At 34.1% G+C, this 17501-nt stretch carries 15 protein-coding genes; 5 read left to right on the top strand and 10 right to left on the bottom strand.

The features are described from left to right. Positions 1-122 precede the first annotated feature (122 nt). The 3 genes from OA93_RS12035 (at position 123) to OA93_RS12025 (ending at position 4740) form a co-directional block, all read left to right on the top strand. Complete coding sequence (locus OA93_RS12035; protein WP_039113504.1) at positions 123-824, top strand: CoA transferase subunit A; 702 nt, start codon at positions 123-125, stop codon at positions 822-824. 109 nt (positions 825-933) lie between these two features. Continuing rightward, complete coding sequence (locus OA93_RS12030) at positions 934-1590, top strand: CoA transferase subunit B (RefSeq protein ID WP_039113503.1); 657 nt, start codon at positions 934-936, stop codon at positions 1588-1590. Between the two features lie 372 nt (positions 1591-1962). Then, complete coding sequence (locus OA93_RS12025; protein WP_039113502.1) at positions 1963-4740, top strand: M4 family metallopeptidase; 2778 nt, start codon at positions 1963-1965, stop codon at positions 4738-4740. A gap of 49 nt (positions 4741-4789) precedes the next feature. Here the strand turns inward: OA93_RS12025 and OA93_RS12020 are convergent, their stop codons facing one another. The 7 genes from OA93_RS12020 to hemB all read right to left on the bottom strand — a co-directional run bounded on the left by OA93_RS12020 (position 4790) and on the right by hemB (position 12385). Next, positions 4790-5542: a hypothetical protein gene (locus OA93_RS12020; RefSeq protein WP_039113500.1), complete on the bottom strand. Its 753-nt coding sequence runs from the start codon at positions 5540-5542 to the stop codon at positions 4790-4792. 136 nt (positions 5543-5678) lie between these two features. Continuing rightward, entirely contained in the window at positions 5679-7118 is a 1440-nt protein-coding gene (locus OA93_RS12015; RefSeq protein WP_039113499.1) for a nucleoside recognition domain-containing protein, read from the bottom strand. A 413-nt stretch (positions 7119-7531) separates the two neighbouring features. Continuing rightward, entirely contained in the window at positions 7532-8605 is a 1074-nt protein-coding gene (locus OA93_RS12010; RefSeq protein ID WP_039113498.1) for a winged helix DNA-binding domain-containing protein, read from the bottom strand. 336 nt (positions 8606-8941) lie between these two features. Continuing rightward, positions 8942-9655 (bottom strand): 3'-5' exonuclease, encoded by a 714-nt coding sequence (locus OA93_RS12005; protein ID WP_039113497.1) that lies wholly within the window; start codon positions 9653-9655, stop codon positions 8942-8944. Positions 9656-10024: 369 nt separating this feature from the next. Beyond that, positions 10025-10501, bottom strand: coding sequence for a methylated-DNA--[protein]-cysteine S-methyltransferase (locus OA93_RS12000; protein ID WP_039113494.1), 477 nt, complete (start codon positions 10499-10501; stop codon positions 10025-10027). A 473-nt stretch (positions 10502-10974) separates the two neighbouring features. Then, on the bottom strand, positions 10975-11373 hold the full coding sequence (locus OA93_RS11995) for a c-type cytochrome (RefSeq protein ID WP_039113493.1): 399 nt from the start codon (positions 11371-11373) through the stop codon (positions 10975-10977). A gap of 19 nt (positions 11374-11392) precedes the next feature. Further along, on the bottom strand, positions 11393-12385 hold the full coding sequence (gene hemB, locus OA93_RS11990; RefSeq protein WP_039113492.1) for a porphobilinogen synthase: 993 nt from the start codon (positions 12383-12385) through the stop codon (positions 11393-11395). A 231-nt stretch (positions 12386-12616) separates the two neighbouring features. On the opposite strand from hemB, the gene OA93_RS11985 reads away from it, so the two are divergent. Together OA93_RS11985 and OA93_RS11980 are read left to right on the top strand one after the other, a co-directional pair. Further along, complete coding sequence (locus tag OA93_RS11985; protein ID WP_039113491.1) at positions 12617-13249, top strand: hypothetical protein; 633 nt, start codon at positions 12617-12619, stop codon at positions 13247-13249. Positions 13250-13252: 3 nt separating this feature from the next. After that, positions 13253-15064 carry a hypothetical protein gene (locus OA93_RS11980; protein ID WP_039113489.1) on the top strand — a complete coding sequence of 604 codons (1812 nt, stop codon included), beginning with the start codon at positions 13253-13255 and terminating at the stop codon, positions 15062-15064. A gap of 55 nt (positions 15065-15119) precedes the next feature. Here OA93_RS11980 and OA93_RS11975 read toward each other — a convergent pair whose 3' ends face one another. The 3 genes from OA93_RS11975 to OA93_RS11965 are packed head-to-tail and all read right to left on the bottom strand — an operon-like array spanning position 15120 to position 17493. Next, positions 15120-16064 carry a DUF4421 family protein gene (locus tag OA93_RS11975; protein WP_039113487.1) on the bottom strand — a complete coding sequence of 315 codons (945 nt, stop codon included), beginning with the start codon at positions 16062-16064 and terminating at the stop codon, positions 15120-15122. Next, positions 16055-16957: an oxygen-dependent coproporphyrinogen oxidase gene (hemF, locus tag OA93_RS11970; protein WP_039113485.1), complete on the bottom strand. Its 903-nt coding sequence runs from the start codon at positions 16955-16957 to the stop codon at positions 16055-16057. The genes OA93_RS11975 and hemF overlap by 10 nt, the downstream gene beginning before the upstream one ends. Further along, positions 16954-17493: a GNAT family N-acetyltransferase gene (locus OA93_RS11965; protein ID WP_039113484.1), complete on the bottom strand. Its 540-nt coding sequence runs from the start codon at positions 17491-17493 to the stop codon at positions 16954-16956. Before OA93_RS11965 ends, hemF begins: the two co-directional genes overlap by 4 nt. Between the last annotated feature and the right edge of the window lie 8 nt (positions 17494-17501).

Raw genomic sequence — 17501 nt, 5'->3', positions numbered from 1 at the left:
CACAATCGTTGTTAAATTATATCAGACAAATTACTTGTAGATTTATTTTTTACGAAATCGTTATAATTTAATCTAAAATTGGTATTTTTATCAAAAATATACGTCAATACAAGACAAATAATATGATTAGTAAAAAAGTCAACTCAGTTCAGGAAGCAATTCAGGGAATCAAAAACGACATGACAATTATGTTTGGCGGATTTGGTTTATGTGGTATTCCAGAAAACACTATTGCCGAATTGGTAAAAACAGAAAACTCAGGTCTTACTTGCATCTCTAATAATGCAGGTGTCGATGATTTTGGTTTGGGATTATTATTGCAAAAAAAGCAAATCAAGAAAATGATTTCTTCTTATGTAGGTGAGAATGCCGAATTTGAACGTCAGATGCTTTCAGGAGAATTAGATGTAGAACTTATTCCGCAAGGAACATTAGCCGAACGTTGTCGTGCCGCACAAGCCGGAATACCAGCTTTTTTCACGCCTGCAGGTTACGGAACCGAAGTTGCCGAAGGTAAAGAAGTTCGTGAGTTCAACGGAAAAATGCATATTATGGAACATGCCTTCAAAGCTGACTTCGCTATTGTAAAAGCATGGAAAGGCGACGAAGCTGGAAATCTTATCTTTAAAGGAACAGCCAGAAATTTCAATTCTTGTATGGCAGGTGCAGCAAAAATAACAATTGCCGAAGTAGAAGAACTAGTTCCAGTTGGTACATTAGATCCAAATCAAATTCATATTCCCGGAATCATGGTACAACGTATCTTTCAAGGAGAAAAATTTGAAAAGAGGATTGAGCAACGCACAGTGAGACAGAGAAATTAGATAATTGAGATAATAAGACAATTAGATAATTCTCTACAGAATGTTTTAAATTTTCTAATTATCAAATTGACTAATTGGCACATTAAAAAAATTAACACATTAAAAAGATATGTTAACAAAAGAAGATATTGCAAAACGAATTGCACAAGAGCTTAAAGACCGTTATTTCGTGAATTTAGGTATCGGAATACCAACATTGGTAGCAAACTATATCCCAAAAGGAATCGACGTTGAATTTCAAAGCGAAAACGGCGTTCTGGGAATGGGACCTTTTCCTTTTGAAGGAGAAGAAGACGCTGATATTATTAATGCAGGAAAACAAACTATTACAACTCTTCCTGGAGCTAGTTTCTTTGATTCGGCTCTTAGTTTTGGAATGATTCGTAGCCAAAAAGTTGATTTAACTATACTTGGTGCTATGGAAGTTTCTGAAAACGGAGATATTGCCAACTGGAAAATCCCAGGTAAAATGGTAAAAGGAATGGGTGGAGCAATGGATTTAGTGGCTTCTGCCGAAAATATTATTGTTGCCATGATGCACGTAAACAAAGCTGGCGAATCTAAAATATTAAAAAAATGCAGCTTACCATTAACTGGTGTTGGTTGTGTAAAGAAAGTTGTAACCGAATTGGCTGTTTTAGAAATAACTCCTAAAGGGTTTAAACTTTTAGAACGCGCACCCGGAGTTTCGGTAGAACATATTATTGCTTCAACTGAAGCAAATTTGATAATTGAAGGTAATATTCCGGAGATGATTATCGATTAACGCTTCTTTTTAAATAATTCACACAAAAGGCTAACACTTAAAAAATGTTAGCCTTTTTTCTGTTACAGCTTATTCTACCTAGCGGTCACATATATTTTACAACTAAATCAAAGTCAGTGAGTTAAGAACCAAACAAAACACTGCAAATCAATAATATAATAATAAAAACAGGTTTTTTCTGATGATTGTTTTTAATTTGTTAATATTTAATAATTATTTAACAACAATTGTTGCATTTTATCGATTATTTGGATTTATGTTAATTTATTTAACAAAATGTTTATATTTTTATAACAAATTAAAGTATTTACCTACACGCTTTAATTGCTATACAAACTAATAATTAAATTAACATTAAACCCCAAATCGATTATGAAAAGTACATTACCCAAAATTGCCACAACAACCGCTGTTGTGCTCACATTCTCCTTATCGGCATTTGCACAAATAACGGATAAACGTGTAAGCCAAAAAAATGTATCCGAAAATGGACAACCTAGTTTAATCACTTTTAGTGACCAATCAACCTATAGAGGTACTGATTCTCAAAAAGTCTTTAAAGATCAATTGGGATTGAAAGAAAATCAATCTTTTGCAAGGGTCAAAACTGAGTCTGATCCACAAGGTTACACACACGAAAAATTTCAATTGTACGAACAAGGTATTAAAGTAGAGTTTGCCAACTACACCTTACATTCCAAAGACGGAAAACTTGTCTCTATGAATGGGGAGTATTACAACATCGAAAAAGTAAAAACTACGCCAAAACTATCCGCTCAAGATGCTCTTAATAGAGCAATTAGCTATACTGGTGCACAACAATACCTTTGGGAAAATCCACAAGATGCCAAAGCGATTGGTTATGAAAAACCAAAAGGCGAACTGGTATTTTTACCCGCAATGGAAGATCAAGGTACTAACAGAACTACGGACAAGGTTCGTTTAGCCTATAAATTTGACATTTACGCAACAAATCCGGTAAGTAGAGGGGATTTATACATTGATGCAGAAAACGGTCAAATATTGTTCTATAATGCAACCATAAAGCATCTCGGAGAATACAGTCATGGACGTAAATCAAAATCTGCTAATGCCGATGCAAAGAACCTAAAAAATGATGCTAGTTCTAAAATGGCTTTTGTTGCAGCAAACGCAGCTACACGTTATAGTGGAACGCAAGTAATTCAAACTACTTTAAGTGGGTCTTCTTATATCCTGGCAGATGCAACAAGAGGTTTAGGTATAAACACGTATAATATGAAAAAAGGAACTAGTTATACGGCTGCTGTAAATTTTACAGATGCTGATAATAACTGGACAGCTGCTGAATATGCAAATGCTAATAAAGACAATGGTGCACTTGATGCTCATTGGGGAGCTGAAAAAACATACGACTATTGGTCAACCGTGCATGGTAGAAATAGTTTTAATAATGCAGGTGCCATCATAAAAAGCTATGTACATTACAGTAATGCATACGATAATGCATATTGGGATGGTAGTGTTATGACTTATGGAGACGGAAGCGGAACTAATTTTGACATCTTAACTGCTATTGATGTTGCAGGACACGAAATTGGTCATGCAGTTTGTACTTATACAGCAAACTTAGCTTACCAAAAAGAATCTGGAGCTATGAATGAAGGTTTCTCAGATATTTGGGGTGCTTGTATTGAATATGCTGCAGCACCTACAAAATCAACTTGGTTAGTTGGTGAAGATATCGAAAGAAGATCGGGTCATCTAGCTTTACGTTCTATGAGTAATCCTAAATCCGAAGGTCAGCCTGACACTTATGGCGGTACTAACTGGAAAGTTATAAATTGTGGAACTCCTACTCAATCCAATGATTATTGTGGTGTTCATACAAATTCTGGTGTACTAAACCATTGGTTTTATATCTTGTCTGTAGGTAAGACAGGAACAAACGATATAGGAAGTTCTTATAGTGTAACAGGAATTACAATTGATAAAGCTGCAAAAATCGCTTATCGTTTAGAAAGTGTGTACTTAACGGCAAATTCTACTTTTGCAAATGCAAGAACATCAGGAATACAATCGGCTATCGATTTATACGGTGCTGGTTCTGCAGAGGTAATTGCTACGACTAATGCATTTTATGCTGTAGGTGTTGGAGCTGCTTATTCAGGTTCTACAGATACAATTGCGCCAACTGCGCCAACTGCTCTTGCAGCTTCTGGAACAACTGGATCAACTACCAATTTAACTTGGACTGCGGCAACAGATAATGTAGCTGTTACAGGATACGATATCTACCAAGGAACAACTCTTAAAGGTTCATCTACAACTACAAGCTATACTGTAACTGGATTAACTGCTTTAACAGCTTATACTTTTAGTGTAAAGGCTAAAGATGCTGCTGGAAATGTTTCTCCTGCAAGTAATACTGTAAGTGTAACAACATTAGCCAATACAATAAGCTATTGTGCATCACAAGGAAACAATACAGCTGACGAAAAAATCAGTAAAGTAGTATTTGGTACAATCAGCAATACCTCAACAGGAACAGCTGGTTACGAAAACTATACGGCTATTTCTACAAATGCTGCCGCAGGAACTGCTTACACAATTACAATTACTCCTGTTTGGACTTCTACAAGTTACAATGAAGGATATGCAGTTTTTATAGATTATAACCAAGATGGTGATTTTGCAGATTCAGGTGAAACTGTTTGGACAAAAGCTGCATCTAAAACAACTCCTGTAACTGGAACAATCACAATTCCAGCTTCAGCTACTCTTGGAACTACAAGATTGAGAGTTGCTATGAAATACAACGGAATCCCAACTTCTTGTGAGGCTTTCTCTTATGGTCAAGTAGAAGATTACTCTGTAAACATTACAGCTGCTGGTCCAATTGTAACGCCAGAAGTAACTGCGGGATTAGTAGAAACTAATGATAATGCAAGTTTTGCTTTATATCCAAATCCTGTTGATAATGAATTGAATATTTCATTAGCAAAAAGCGATGGAGCTACTTTCAGAATTACAAATAATCTTGGTCAACAAGTAAATTCAGGTCAATTAAACGGATCGTCTATAGATGTAAGCAGATTAAATACTGGTATTTACATCATAGAATTAAATAACGGCGGAAAAAGAATCGTTAAGAAATTCGTTAAGAAATAAATTGTTGCTTACTAAAAACGGAAAAGCCTCGCAATGTGCGAGGCTTTTTTTATTCTGCAAATTGAGGATAAAATTCATTAAAAGTAATGTCTTTTTTCCAGTACACCTTTTCCTTTGGGGTTAACAATCGTTTTTCCCATTTATTGTTTTTTAGATGAAACACGATAGAATCAGAATGTTCTACGGTTCCCATATCTTCATCATTAACATCTTCTTTACCACCGTAAGAAACTCTTTTACTATAAAAAGAAACTGGTTCATTTTTAGGATCTATTCCTCCAAATTCTAACCAACTTCCCCAACCACCGTCACTCATAGAATCCCAGTCGTGCACAAGCTGTACCTTGTTATTTTTAAGATAAAACAAAAAGTGTTGGCGATTATATCCACAAGCTTCATAACCAAAACTGACATGGATAAAAGGTGATACCTCAGCATTATCTTCATCTGATAAACCATATGTCGCACCCCAACCTGAACCTTCTGTAAATGGAACAATGGTAACCTTATCTGATCCTACTTTTGTTTTATTAGTAAAAAAATCAAGTCTGTATTGAACAGTTATTAGACTGTCTTTATCAATTTTCTTATCCAAAAGAGAAGCTAAAACATAGTTACTCACGCCTATTTCTTCATTTCCAGAAATATGTATCGTATCGATTTTTGGGGTAGTCCTGTTAAATGCTGGCTTTGCAGTCATTTCTTTTTTGTCTTCCTTAGTCCACTTTGGACCTACTGTTGCTGGTTCTTTTTTACAACTTACCAGAGCCAACAAAAACAACGTAATGTAAATTCTATTCATATTAACCAACTAACTTTTAAGCTAATAGACTCGTAATTAAAAAAAGCAACATTAGTGCAATTGCAATGTATTTTGTGTATTTACTCATTCTCATACTGTTTTATATTTATATAATTTTTAATTTAAATGCTATTTACTAAAAAAACCAACTCGCCACAAATATAGCTGTAATCACACAAATTACATCAACCAAAAGCATAGTTCCTAAAGCGTAACGGGTATTTTTTATATTAACTGAACCAAAGTAAACCGCAATTACGTAAAAAGTACTTTCGGCGCTACATTGAAAAATACTACTCAATCTTCCAGTCATAGAATCTGCTCCAAAAGTATTCATCGAGTCAATCAAGAATCCACGTGAACCCGCAGAACTAAAAGGACGAAGCATAGCAACTGGCAACGCATCGGTGATTTCTTTACTCACACCCATATTCGAAAAAATGAATGCAATCCAATGGCTAATAATTTCAAATAAACCACTGTTTCTAAATAATGAAATCGCTACTAACATCCCTAAAACATAAGGAAAAATAGTAACTCCTGTTTTAACTCCATTATTTGCACCTACTACAAATGCATCAAAAACAGTAGTTTCTGCTTCAATAAATTTTTTCTCATGTCTTAACGAAAAAACCAAAGTAAATCCAATGATGGCAAACAATATTAATCCTGAAAGATTTGATGTAAAGAAGTTTTTACCAATTAAATCTAAACTATTTACGTAAAATAAAAGTCCAACAATGGCCGCAATCATAACCATCAAACCAACAACCAAAGAAGCACTTTTAAAATTAATTTTTTGTTTAATACCAACAATTAAAAAAGCGGCAATTGTCCCGATAAAAGAGGTAATAATACAAGGCAACATTACATCGGCTGGGTTTGTTGCCCCAGCGGCTGCACGATAACCAATGATAGAAGTTGCAATTAATGTAAGTCCCGATGCATGCAGACACATAAACATGATCTGTGCATCACTGGCTTTGTCCTTATCGGGGTTTATTTCTTGTAAACTCTCCATGGCTTTAAGACCAAATGGAGTCGCCGCAGAATCTAATCCTAAAAAGTTAGCCGCAAAGTTTAAGGTCATATATGAAATCGATGGGTGATTTTTTGGGATACTTGGAAATACCTTTACAAACACCGGACTCAAACCCTTAGCTAATTTTCCTGAAGCTCCAGAAATAATTAAAAGCTCCATTAATCCGCAGAAAAAAGCCAAATAAGCAATAAGTGGAAGAATTAAATCGACCAAAGTACTCTTACAAGTTGGCAATAAACCATCTGATTTTTGAACTCCGCTAAAAATCTTTACGGTTTTGTTTTTATAAACATAGGTCGTATCGGCATTTGCCTCATCACGATTGATGATAATAGTGTTGTCTGGCGCTTTTTTAATACTATCTCTGATGAAACCAGGAACTTGCTCAATATACTTTTCTGAGATTAAAATAGGCTCGTCTTTCTTACCATTCAATACATAATCAATAGTATATGTATTACCAGTAAACAAACTGATTACAATAAAAGCAATTGACGAAATAAATATCGCTAGCCAAAATCTACTTAACACCATAATTATATATTTTTTGTAAATGTAATTATTTAGCAATAAAATGCACAACCATTTTACTGATGAAACACGAAGTATTTATTATAGATCGAAAATCATTATCCAATTTTAATATGTCACCCCGATGGGGTTCAACACTACGAGCTCTAATTATTGCTATAAATAGCCCACTCCTAACGGAGTTTTTATAGCTTTTGTGAAGCATGACATCTAACAGAAACCATCAAATATTTATTCTGAAACCCTAGCAAATGCTTGACTCAAACCTAATGCAATAAAATTGCACTAATGTTTTAGCAAGAACAAATCATAACATGGTTTGAACAGCCCTAGCAGGGCGTCATATTTATAGAAAATGTCACAATATTGATATCAATAGCTCTGTAAGAGCGACATAAAAAATCCGTATCTAAAAGCTATTCGATAACAATTTTAGTCTCGAGATAATTTTCAAAAGACTTAATACCATCAAATAAAGCCGTTTTTTTATCATTCTCGGTTTCATGAAAAAATTGTGTTTCTATTTTCGCATGGTCTTTTTTAATAGTTCTTTTCCAAGTTCCAATGACTTTTCCGTTTTCTAGAATAATTGGTCTAAAAATACCGTTATTAGTAAACGCCTTCGATTGATGTTCTTGTAAAATAGACGCTTCTCGTGTTTTATACGAAATTAAAATCTCATCGAATGCAGGAAGAAAATGTACGCTTTCGCGAAAGTTATCCTCATCGGTAAAATTTGTTCCAAACCAATATTTTTGATTATCTATTTCTATCGAGTTTAGTTCCGATTCTATCGAGCTAATAACCTGTTTGCAAGTTGTAGGCGAAAAACCTGACCACCATGAAAAATCTAATAACGTCGCAGGGCCATGACTTTCAAAATAACGTTTAGCTAATTTTGCCAAACCCTCGTCTTTAGACAATTTCGTTTTTGGCTTTGTAACTCTTTCATCCAGCAAAGCATACGTTATCTGCTTGCCTTTCATTTTTCCATTACAGACTAAACCTACCGACTCAGCATACATCATGATAGGTCCGCTCAAAGAATCATCACTACAAACCTTATTGTTATTGAGTTCCTGCATGATCTGATCCCGAGTTAGATGATTATTACCAGCTAATATTTTTTCGATAGATGCATTAATTTTCTCAAATTTTTTATCATCAAATCCATATTTTTTGACATAAGAAGCTACTATTCTCTTGACTTGAGGTCCAGAAACATCCAACATCCAATGAATATCTTCCGCAGCAACAAAATGCCAGGTTGGTCGCAGAATGTGTGTTCGGATAATTTCTGCTGAATTTATTGCTTCTTCTATAGCTTTTTCAGTCACATCACAACGAGAACCAATCGCCCATTTTGCCATTGCATAATCCTGAGCCTGCATTGCACCCAAATGATGCACAATGTCTTGTGGAGAACTTGGCGCTTTTTTATATAGTTTTTGAGAAACTAATCGATGATGTGAAATTTCCTGATGTACCATTGTAAAACATTAAAATCTTATAAATTAAATCTAACTCATTGGAAGCAATTAATTTTAACACATAGAAACATAGGTCTTATACACACAAAAAAGGCGTTTCACTTGTTTTAAATGCATCCCGTCCCGATGCTTCGGGATCAGGACTAGCTATGTGAAAGAAATATATTTCTTTTTGTTCTCTTTTTTATACATAAAATCTATGTTTCTATGTGTTAAATTTTTTTTTACGACCCGAGCGAAGCGAATAAATGCAGTAATTGTAACCAATAGGTTAAGTCTATTTAAACTTTGAACCTTTGCTCCTTTGTACCTTTGTACCTTTGTACCTTTTAAAAACTATACATGAATAATTTCATCATCAATCAACAAATCTTCACGTCGTAAACGCAGGAAAATCTGAGCCACAGCAATAGTATCTTTCTCGCAATAGGTTACAATTCGGTCAATGTCTTTCTCTACATAATAAACATGTCCTACCTGACTTCCGTCGATATCTCCTTTTGGAGAAGGAACTCCCAAGATTTTAGTCAATAATTTCAGCGAAGTAAAATGCTTGTAATCACCGAATTTCCAAAGCTCCAACGTATCTAGATGCGGAATCTCCCAAGGTTTTTTTCCAAATAAATTCAGCTTGTCTGGTATTGCAATTTGGTTGATAATCATTCGTCTTGCGATAAACGGAATGTCAAATTCTTTTGCATTATGTCCGCACAAAACATGATACGGTTTATTGTAATGATTGTTTAATAGATTATTGAAGTCTCTGAGAATCTTTACCTCATCACCAAAAAATGATGTTACTCTAAAATTTCGAACATCGCCTTTAATGGTGAAATATCCCACCGAAATACAAACAATTTTACCAAACTCTGCCCAAATTCCAGCTCGATCATAAAATTCTTCAGCTGTAAAATCCTCTTTACGCTGATATTGCGTTTTGTGCTCCCAAAGTTCTTTCATCTCATCATCTAGTTCTCCAAAATCGGCTGTTTCGGGAACGGTTTCTATATCTAGAAAAAGGATGTTGTTTAGGTTTATTTTTTCAATCATTATTAAGACAACTTAGAATTTTAGACTTCTTAGATTATTGAACTTACTTAAATTAGTTAGACGGCTTAAACATTTTTAGAATGTTAGATTACTTGCATTATTAGACTTACTTAGATTGTTAGACAGCTTAGACATTCTTAGAATGTTAGACTACTTTGATTGAAATTGAACCCTAAACAATCAATCTCTATCGTTATCCTGCAAGGTCTTTTTCTGACCTTGTAGGTATTAAACCTAATTTACGCATTAAAAGCACCTACAAACTTTCCAAGATTAGAATTACTCGTTTTAGATTTCTATACTTTATTTAATATCGTTTTATTCTTCCTTACAAATATGCGTAAAATTCTTACCATTACAAGAAAACACCTAAAACAAACTTTGTTGCTTTAGAGGATTTTCATGATCTAGTAACCATTTTTTACGCCATAATCCGCCAGCATATCCTGTTAATGAACCATCGGTTCCTATTACTCGGTGACATGGAACAACTATCCAAAGTGGATTTTTACCATTTGCCGATGCTACTGCACGAATAGCTTTGACATCTCCAAGTTTTTTAGATAGTTCTAAATAACTCATGGTTTTACCAAAAGGAATCTCAAGTAATCCTTTCCAAACTCTTTGCTGAAATTCTGTTCCTTTGGGGTTTAGCTTAAAATCGAAATCGGTTCTTTTGCCTAAAAAATAGTCATTTAATTGCGAAACAGCTTCTTGCAACTCTATTGCAATTACATCTGAAACCTCATTATCACCAGCGTTAGCAACGGTAATCTCTGAAATTCCGTTTTCATCGCCAACAATTTTGGTGATTCCTAAAGGCGAATTTATATATGCTGTTTCCATGTTATAAAAGTAAAAAAAATAATAGTAATGATTTGTGATTTCTCTCGACCAATCTTAAATTCTATTATATTTTTGATTATAGCTCACGGTCTCAACCGTGTGAAGCAGATTGCGATAATATTGCGTTCCAACAGTTGAAACCGTTGGCAATGTTTATAACATGTATTTATTATGATAAGTAAATGTCACGCAGATTAAACAGACTTAACGCAACCTTTGTCAAAGTTTTGAACTTTGACAAAGATCTACTTGAGATTACGAATCTAAATGATTTATTGTTGAGTTTCTTACGGAGATTCTTCCTTCGTAAGAAAGACAAGATTGTAGTTAAAAACCTTGCAGGTATAAAAAAACCACTCGTAAATACGAATGGTTTTAGTTTTTTTTAGCCCCGATAGAAGCGGCATCCTTTATGTTTTTTCTTTAAAAACATAAAGATATAGCGGCGGTCCCGATAGCTATCGGGATAGCTCCTACTTTAAAAAGCTATAAAAATAGGCTTCGATTGCTTTTAGTTCTTCGTCGGACATGGCTTGTGTTACAGGAAAATTGGTTTTCATGACTTCAAACTGACTTGGGTCGACTATTGGATCGCCTTTTCCTTTAAGAAACGTAACCATGTCTCCGTTTTTCTCTTTGTATATTTTGGCAATTTCTTTTATGCTTGGACCGATAACTTTTTGGTCTACCTGATGGCAGGCAAAACAGTTTCCTTGTCCTTCGAAAATTGCTTTCCCTAATTCTTCGGGCGTTTTAGCTGCTAGAGTAGCAGATTCTTCGCTTGGCATTCCTGAATTATCGATGGTTACTTTTTCTTCTTTTTTACAAGAAACGAACGCAAGTATTGCAAATGCAAGTATTATTTTTTTCATGCTTATGTATTTCAATCTTTTACTTATTTAAAATCACAGCAGCTTCTTTGGCAAAGTATGTCGAGATAATACTGGCTCCTGCTCTCTTAATGCAATGTAGTTGCTCTATCATAATTTTGTCGTGATCTAACCAACCTCTTTCGGCTGCGGCCTTTACCATAGCGTATTCTCCCGAAACCTGATATACTGCAACTGGCACGTGAACTGCATCTTTTATCTCGCGAACGATATCCAGATAAGCAATTCCTGGTTTTACCATAACGATATCTGCTCCTTCTTCTACATCTAGCAATGCTTCACGAAGTCCTTCGATACGATTGGCATAATCCATTTGGTATGTTTTTTTATCTTTTGGAATATCTAAAGAATCAACTGGTGCAGAATCTAATGCATCACGGAACGGTCCGTAAAATGCCGAAGCATATTTGGCACTATAACTCATGATTCCCACATTGTGGTGTCCGTTTTCTTCTAATGCTTTACGGATTGCAAGAACGCGACCGTCCATCATGTCGCTTGGCGCTACAAAATCGGCTCCTGCATCGGCATGACTTAAACTCATACGAGTTAATGCATCTACCGTTGCATCGTTTATAACTTGTCCGTTTTCTATAATTCCGTCGTGTCCGTAAATAGAAAATGGGTCTAGTGCTACATCTGGCATTACAATCATTTCTGGAACTGCATCTTTTATAGCACGAATGGCTTGTTGCATTAATCCATCTTTGTTCCAAGCTTCTACCCCTTTATTATCTTTAAGGTTCTCGCTCACTTTTACATAAAGATTCACTGCTTTTATCCCTAATGCCCAAGCTTCTTTTACTTCTTTTATCGTGTTATCCAATGAATGACGGTATATTCCTGGCATTGACGGAATGGCGACTTTTACATCTTTTCCTTCGGCAATAAACATTGGAAGCATAAAATCATTTGGACTTAGTGTAGTTTCACGAACTAAAGAGCGAATAGATTCATTAGTTCTTAAACGGCGGTTTCTTTGTAGTGGGAACATAAGTGTTTTTTATAAATTTTTAAGAAGTATGCTAATGCTAAAAAAGCCTTAACATCCGTTTTAAAGTTGAAATTAAAATTGTGTCGCAAAGTTAAAGAAAAATCAACAGAATAAGGCTTTTAGCATTGTTCAGAATGCGTTAATATTATCTAAAATTTACTGTTTTATATTTCCCATTTAAGAATCTTCTTATATCATGGTTTTTAAAATATTTAAATTTAAATTTGCCTGATGAAGAAAATTCTCGCTTTATGCTGCTGTTTGCTCTTAACAGGATGTTTTGAGATAACGGAACGAATCAAACACCATGACGATCAAAGTGGTGAATACACACTTATGGTTGACTTTTCGAAATCTTGGTTTAAGACCAAATCGGCCATTTGGCTGGAAGAAGTTGATGGTGTGAAAATCCCGAATGAACAGGAAATCACCAAGAAACTAGCCGATTTTAAAGCAAAAGCTTTAAAAATTGACGGAATTTCAAATGTAAGTACTAAAACTGATTTTGAAAATTATGTTTTCATTATTAAACTCAACTATGCCAATTTAAAAGCACTCAATGCCATTGTAAATAGTATTAATAATCAGAGTGACCAAATTCATTTTAGCAGTAATGCTAAGAGTTTTGAAAGGATTGCCTCTTACCCTGTTCCTGAAAACCTGGTAAAAGACCCAAAGAAAAAACAGGATTTGGAACAAGCCAACATTATATCGATTTACACCTTTGACCGTGATATTGCCAACACTGATAACCCTAACAGTAAAATATCTAAAAACAAAAAGACCGTTTTTTTAAAACAAAATATGTACAGCGTACTTAAAAAATCGTCTTTAATGAATAATACAATCCAATTAATTCCCTAGTATATGAAGCATTTTTTTACCTATTTTATTCTATTAACAACCTTATTTGCCAATAGTCAGACCAATACTAAACCATACGATTATTTTGTACAATTTAATGGCGACCAACTTTCTAAGAAAGTAAATATTCTTGATGTATTAAATCATTCTTTAATTAATAAATATACTGAAGGCAAGCCCGATTATGATATCAACCAATATGCAAATCTTTTTAAATTAGACCAAAAAATAAGCGTAAACGGAAATTTCACAGATAGTATTCCGTATTACCAAGTCACAATTCCTATTAAGAATAGAAATGACATTAAACAATTCATGCAAAAACTGCATGTAGAAAAAAATGCTGACTCTATCCCAACCGCTACAATCGAAGATTTCCCTCTATACTCTCTATTAACTTCTGTAAATAAAGGAAGTTCTATGGCATGGAACGATAATTATCTTGTGATTGTAGGTTTTACAAAAAAGTATAGCTCTAATCTATACGATATTCCAGAAATTCAGGAAGAAATCACTGTAGATGTAGCTCCAGATGAAGGAGAACCTATAGGAGAATCTCCTATTGACATTAACACTCCATATACAATAGAGGAACCTATAGACTCTACAGCTGTTTCTACCGATAACTATTACGCTGAATATGATCTTGGACGTGCTGCTTTTGACAGTTTACAATCGATACAACGAAATGATTTTATTAAATCTCTTTTCGAAAAAGGTTTTACTGCTCCATCTTCTGATAAGATAAACGCTACTGCAGACATCTCATCTTGGATTAATTACAGCGCAGCGATGTCTTCTTTTTACGAGTCTTACGCTACTCTATCTCAATTTACCACTTATAATAAATTCTTGCCTTCTCAAAAAAACTGGGGAAATCTTGTAAAGGGAATCAATTTGGATTTTTATTTTGATAATGATAATGCTCGTGTAGAAGAGATTATTGAATACTCTAAACCAATGGCTGATATTGTGGACAAAATGGCCAATAGAAAAATCAATAAAAACATTTTTAATTATTTTCCTGACAAAAAGCCTTTGGGTTATATGAGCTATCATATTAACACCAAAGAAACATTAAAAAACTTTCCGAATTTAATGACCGAAGTTTTAAATAGTGCTGCATTAACGAAGGATGATATGGGTATTGTAACGGATTTAATCTCGACTATTGTTGATGAGGAAGCCACTGCAACTCTTTTTGACGGTGATTTAAGCATGTTCTTACTCGATGTTAAGGAAATTGAGGTAACGTCAAAATCTTACGAATACGACGATAATTATGAAGAAATAGAAGTTGAGAAAAAAGAGAAGAAATCAATTCCGATTTTTTCAATGATTTTTACCTCAACGCATCCAACATTTGGCGACAAGCTGATACAGTTAGGCGTTCGTAAAAAATTATTGGTACAAAAAGGAAATTATTACGAAATCGTCGGAACCAACGGTAAATACGGGGATTTGTTTATCCTTAAGGATAAGGATGTAGTAGTAATAGGAAATTCTCGTGACTACTTCAATACCAATAACGGATCATTTGTAAAAGAAGTAAAGAAAGACTTGAAGCAAAATTACTTTTTAGCGAAGCTTAATATTCCTGAGATTTCTAATGCATATAGCCATACTGGTGAAACAAAAACTGCTGATATTAAAAAAATCGATCAATTTGCAACACAGTTTAGTGATATAACACTTCAATCTTCGAAAAAACTGATTGATAATAAACTAAAATTTGAATTACGATTAAATTCGTTAAAATCGGATAAGAACATCATTCTGCAAACGTTAGATTTTGTTCAGGAACTTAGCAAATAATCTAGATTTTAGTAGATAAAAAGAGAGAGGCACCGTTGGTGCCTCTCTCTTTTTATTATAATCCCGTTTTCTGATTTATTTTATCATAAATCTCGGTCACTTTTTTGGGAGCATTAAATCGATAACCCGCCGTAATTTTTACAGTCGATATATTATCATTTAAGCCTATATCACTTGTTTCACCCTCAACAAAATTGAGATAATTAATATTCATGAATGCAAAAAAAGAATCGGAATTGTAACCCGTTTTCAAACTCATATCCAATTCAGAAACCACTTTAGAATGACCCTCTGTAAAATAAATACCTGCACCCAAAGATAATCCTGCAGAAACCAAAACATGTTTTCCTAAAACCAGATTATAAAAATAGGATGGCGCCAATGAGAACAGATATGTTTTCCCATTTATTTTATCTCCATCTCCATTATATTTTATATTGGTGTAATAAGCAGAAAAATTAGGAATAAAACTTCCTGCACTCTTTGTTTGCCACTCATTCTGACTTCCGATTGCTTTATAAGAAAACTTTTTATTAAAAATATAAGATGTAGCTCCTCCTATTTTAATCGATTTAAATCCTGGGAAAGCCGCATCTATACCATCTTGACTTACATAAAACCCTTTTTGATAAAAATAAGTAAAGCTCTGCATCCATTGCTTATGATACAATCTTGTATTAAGACTTAAAAGCTTAGAACCTGAATTATCTTTATTGGCATTTAAAAATTTTGGCGAGAAACCAAAAGACAAATCAACAAACTTAAACGAAAGTGAAGCTCCTAATTGTTCTTTTCGATTAGGAATTAAATTAAGAATTTTTGTCCCTTCTCCAGGAACAGGGTAAACAAACTGAAAATTATTGGATGTATCCAGATAATAAATACTTGCGGTAACCTTATCATCATATGATTTAAAATAGGGATTTTGAAGAGAATCTTTTTGAGCAAAACACCCAAAAACTCCTGCAAAAAACATAATATAAATCAATTTTACATCCATTCTCTAGGATTTTCAAGTGTTTGTATTAGTTTCTCCTCATCGCTTCCTACTTCTGGGTGATGATCGTAAACCCATTGTACATGAGGCGGCAAACTCATTAAGATACTCTCGATTCTACCATTGGTTTTTAAACCAAATAGCGTTCCTTTATCATGAACCAGATTAAACTCGACATAACGACCACGACGAATTTCTTGCCATGTTCTTTGTTCTTCGGTATATAATAGAATTTTTCTTCTTTCGACAATTGGAACATAGGCTTCTAAGAAACTGTTTCCTACTTCGGTAACAAAATTATACCAATCCTGCATACTCATTTCGTCTGTAGCTTTGCAATAATCAAAGAACAATCCTCCTATTCCGCGGGCTTCATTACGATGTGCGTTCCAAAAGTAGGCATCACATTGTTTTTTATATTTCGGATAAAACTCTGGATTGTGTTTGTCACAAGCTATTTTACATGTTTGATGAAAGTGTTTCGCATCTTTTTCGAACAAATAATAAGGCGTTAAATCCTGACCTCCACCAAACCATTGCTGAATTACATTTCCTTGATCATCATACATTTCAAAATAACGCCAATTGGCGTGAACAGTAGGAACCATTGGATTTTTTGGATGTAAAACCAAACTTAGTCCACAAGCAAAAAAATCGGCTTCACCTACATTAAACATTTTTTGCATGGCTTCTGGCAATTTACCATGAACTGCCGATATATTAACACCGCCTTTTTCAAAAACAGCTCCGTTTTCGATTACACGTGTTCTTCCACCGCCTCCTTCTGGACGTTCCCAGATATCTTCACGGAATTTGGCTTGACCATCAACTGCTTCTAATCCTGAAACTATTGTATCTTGAAGGCTTTGTATATATTTATAAAATTGTTCTTTCATCTTTTTGTTAATTCATATAATTCCATATCTAACGCAAGTTCATTAGTTGGAGTAAATTCGCTAATTAATGTTTTTCTCCATAGGAATCCGCAATTTTCTGCGACTTTAATGCTTCCTAAATTCGTTTTATGAGAAATGATTTGTAATGTTTTCAAATTTAATTCATTGAAAGCATAATTTGAAATTTGACTTACTGCATCAGACACCCAACCTTTTCCCTGATATTTTGCTCCAATACAATAAGCAAGTTCGCCTTGTTTGGTTTCCCAATTCAATTTTTTGATGATAATTAGTCCTGCAACTTTATCAGTTTTGTTTTCTTTAATTCCAAAAGTAAATTCAGAATTGGATTGAATCTCGTTATTTTTTTCTAAAACATAAGCTTCTGAAGCTTCAAGAGTTAAGTTCTTAGAGAGCGTTTTAGGGAAAAATCTCTTAAAACGTTCTACATTATGGAGCATCATTTCATTAAGACTTATCGCATCTTTTAAAGTTAAAGTTGTTATATGAAACTCTTCTGTTTTATAGATTATCATTTGCTATG

The organism is Flavobacterium sp. KMS, assembly GCF_000813005.1.
GTDB lineage: Bacteria > Bacteroidota > Bacteroidia > Flavobacteriales > Flavobacteriaceae > Flavobacterium.
Note: the sequence above shows the minus strand (reverse complement) of the source record. Positions and strands in the feature narration are given on the sequence as shown.

What these genes read in the sequence shown, in the direction of transcription:
- hemB (WP_039113492.1), bottom strand. Translation starts at nt 12,385, where the DNA reads ATGTTCCCACTACAAAGAAACCGCCGTTTAAGAACTAATGAATCTATT.
- hemF (WP_039113485.1), bottom strand. Translation starts at nt 16,957, where the DNA reads ATGAAAGAACAATTTTATAAATATATACAAAGCCTTCAAGATACAATA.
- OA93_RS11995 (WP_039113493.1), bottom strand. Translation starts at nt 11,373, where the DNA reads ATGAAAAAAATAATACTTGCATTTGCAATACTTGCGTTCGTTTCTTGT.
- OA93_RS11975 (WP_039113487.1), bottom strand. Translation starts at nt 16,064, where the DNA reads ATGGATGTAAAATTGATTTATATTATGTTTTTTGCAGGAGTTTTTGGG.
- OA93_RS11980 (WP_039113489.1), top strand. Translation starts at nt 13,253, where the DNA reads ATGAAGCATTTTTTTACCTATTTTATTCTATTAACAACCTTATTTGCC.
- OA93_RS12030 (WP_039113503.1), top strand. Translation starts at nt 934, where the DNA reads ATGTTAACAAAAGAAGATATTGCAAAACGAATTGCACAAGAGCTTAAA.
- OA93_RS11985 (WP_039113491.1), top strand. Translation starts at nt 12,617, where the DNA reads ATGAAGAAAATTCTCGCTTTATGCTGCTGTTTGCTCTTAACAGGATGT.
- OA93_RS11965 (WP_039113484.1), bottom strand. Translation starts at nt 17,493, where the DNA reads ATGATAATCTATAAAACAGAAGAGTTTCATATAACAACTTTAACTTTA.
- OA93_RS12020 (WP_039113500.1), bottom strand. Translation starts at nt 5,542, where the DNA reads ATGAATAGAATTTACATTACGTTGTTTTTGTTGGCTCTGGTAAGTTGT.
- OA93_RS12035 (WP_039113504.1), top strand. Translation starts at nt 123, where the DNA reads ATGATTAGTAAAAAAGTCAACTCAGTTCAGGAAGCAATTCAGGGAATC.
- OA93_RS12025 (WP_039113502.1), top strand. Translation starts at nt 1,963, where the DNA reads ATGAAAAGTACATTACCCAAAATTGCCACAACAACCGCTGTTGTGCTC.
- OA93_RS12000 (WP_039113494.1), bottom strand. Translation starts at nt 10,501, where the DNA reads ATGGAAACAGCATATATAAATTCGCCTTTAGGAATCACCAAAATTGTT.
- OA93_RS12005 (WP_039113497.1), bottom strand. Translation starts at nt 9,655, where the DNA reads ATGATTGAAAAAATAAACCTAAACAACATCCTTTTTCTAGATATAGAA.
- OA93_RS12010 (WP_039113498.1), bottom strand. Translation starts at nt 8,605, where the DNA reads ATGGTACATCAGGAAATTTCACATCATCGATTAGTTTCTCAAAAACTA.
- OA93_RS12015 (WP_039113499.1), bottom strand. Translation starts at nt 7,118, where the DNA reads ATGGTGTTAAGTAGATTTTGGCTAGCGATATTTATTTCGTCAATTGCT.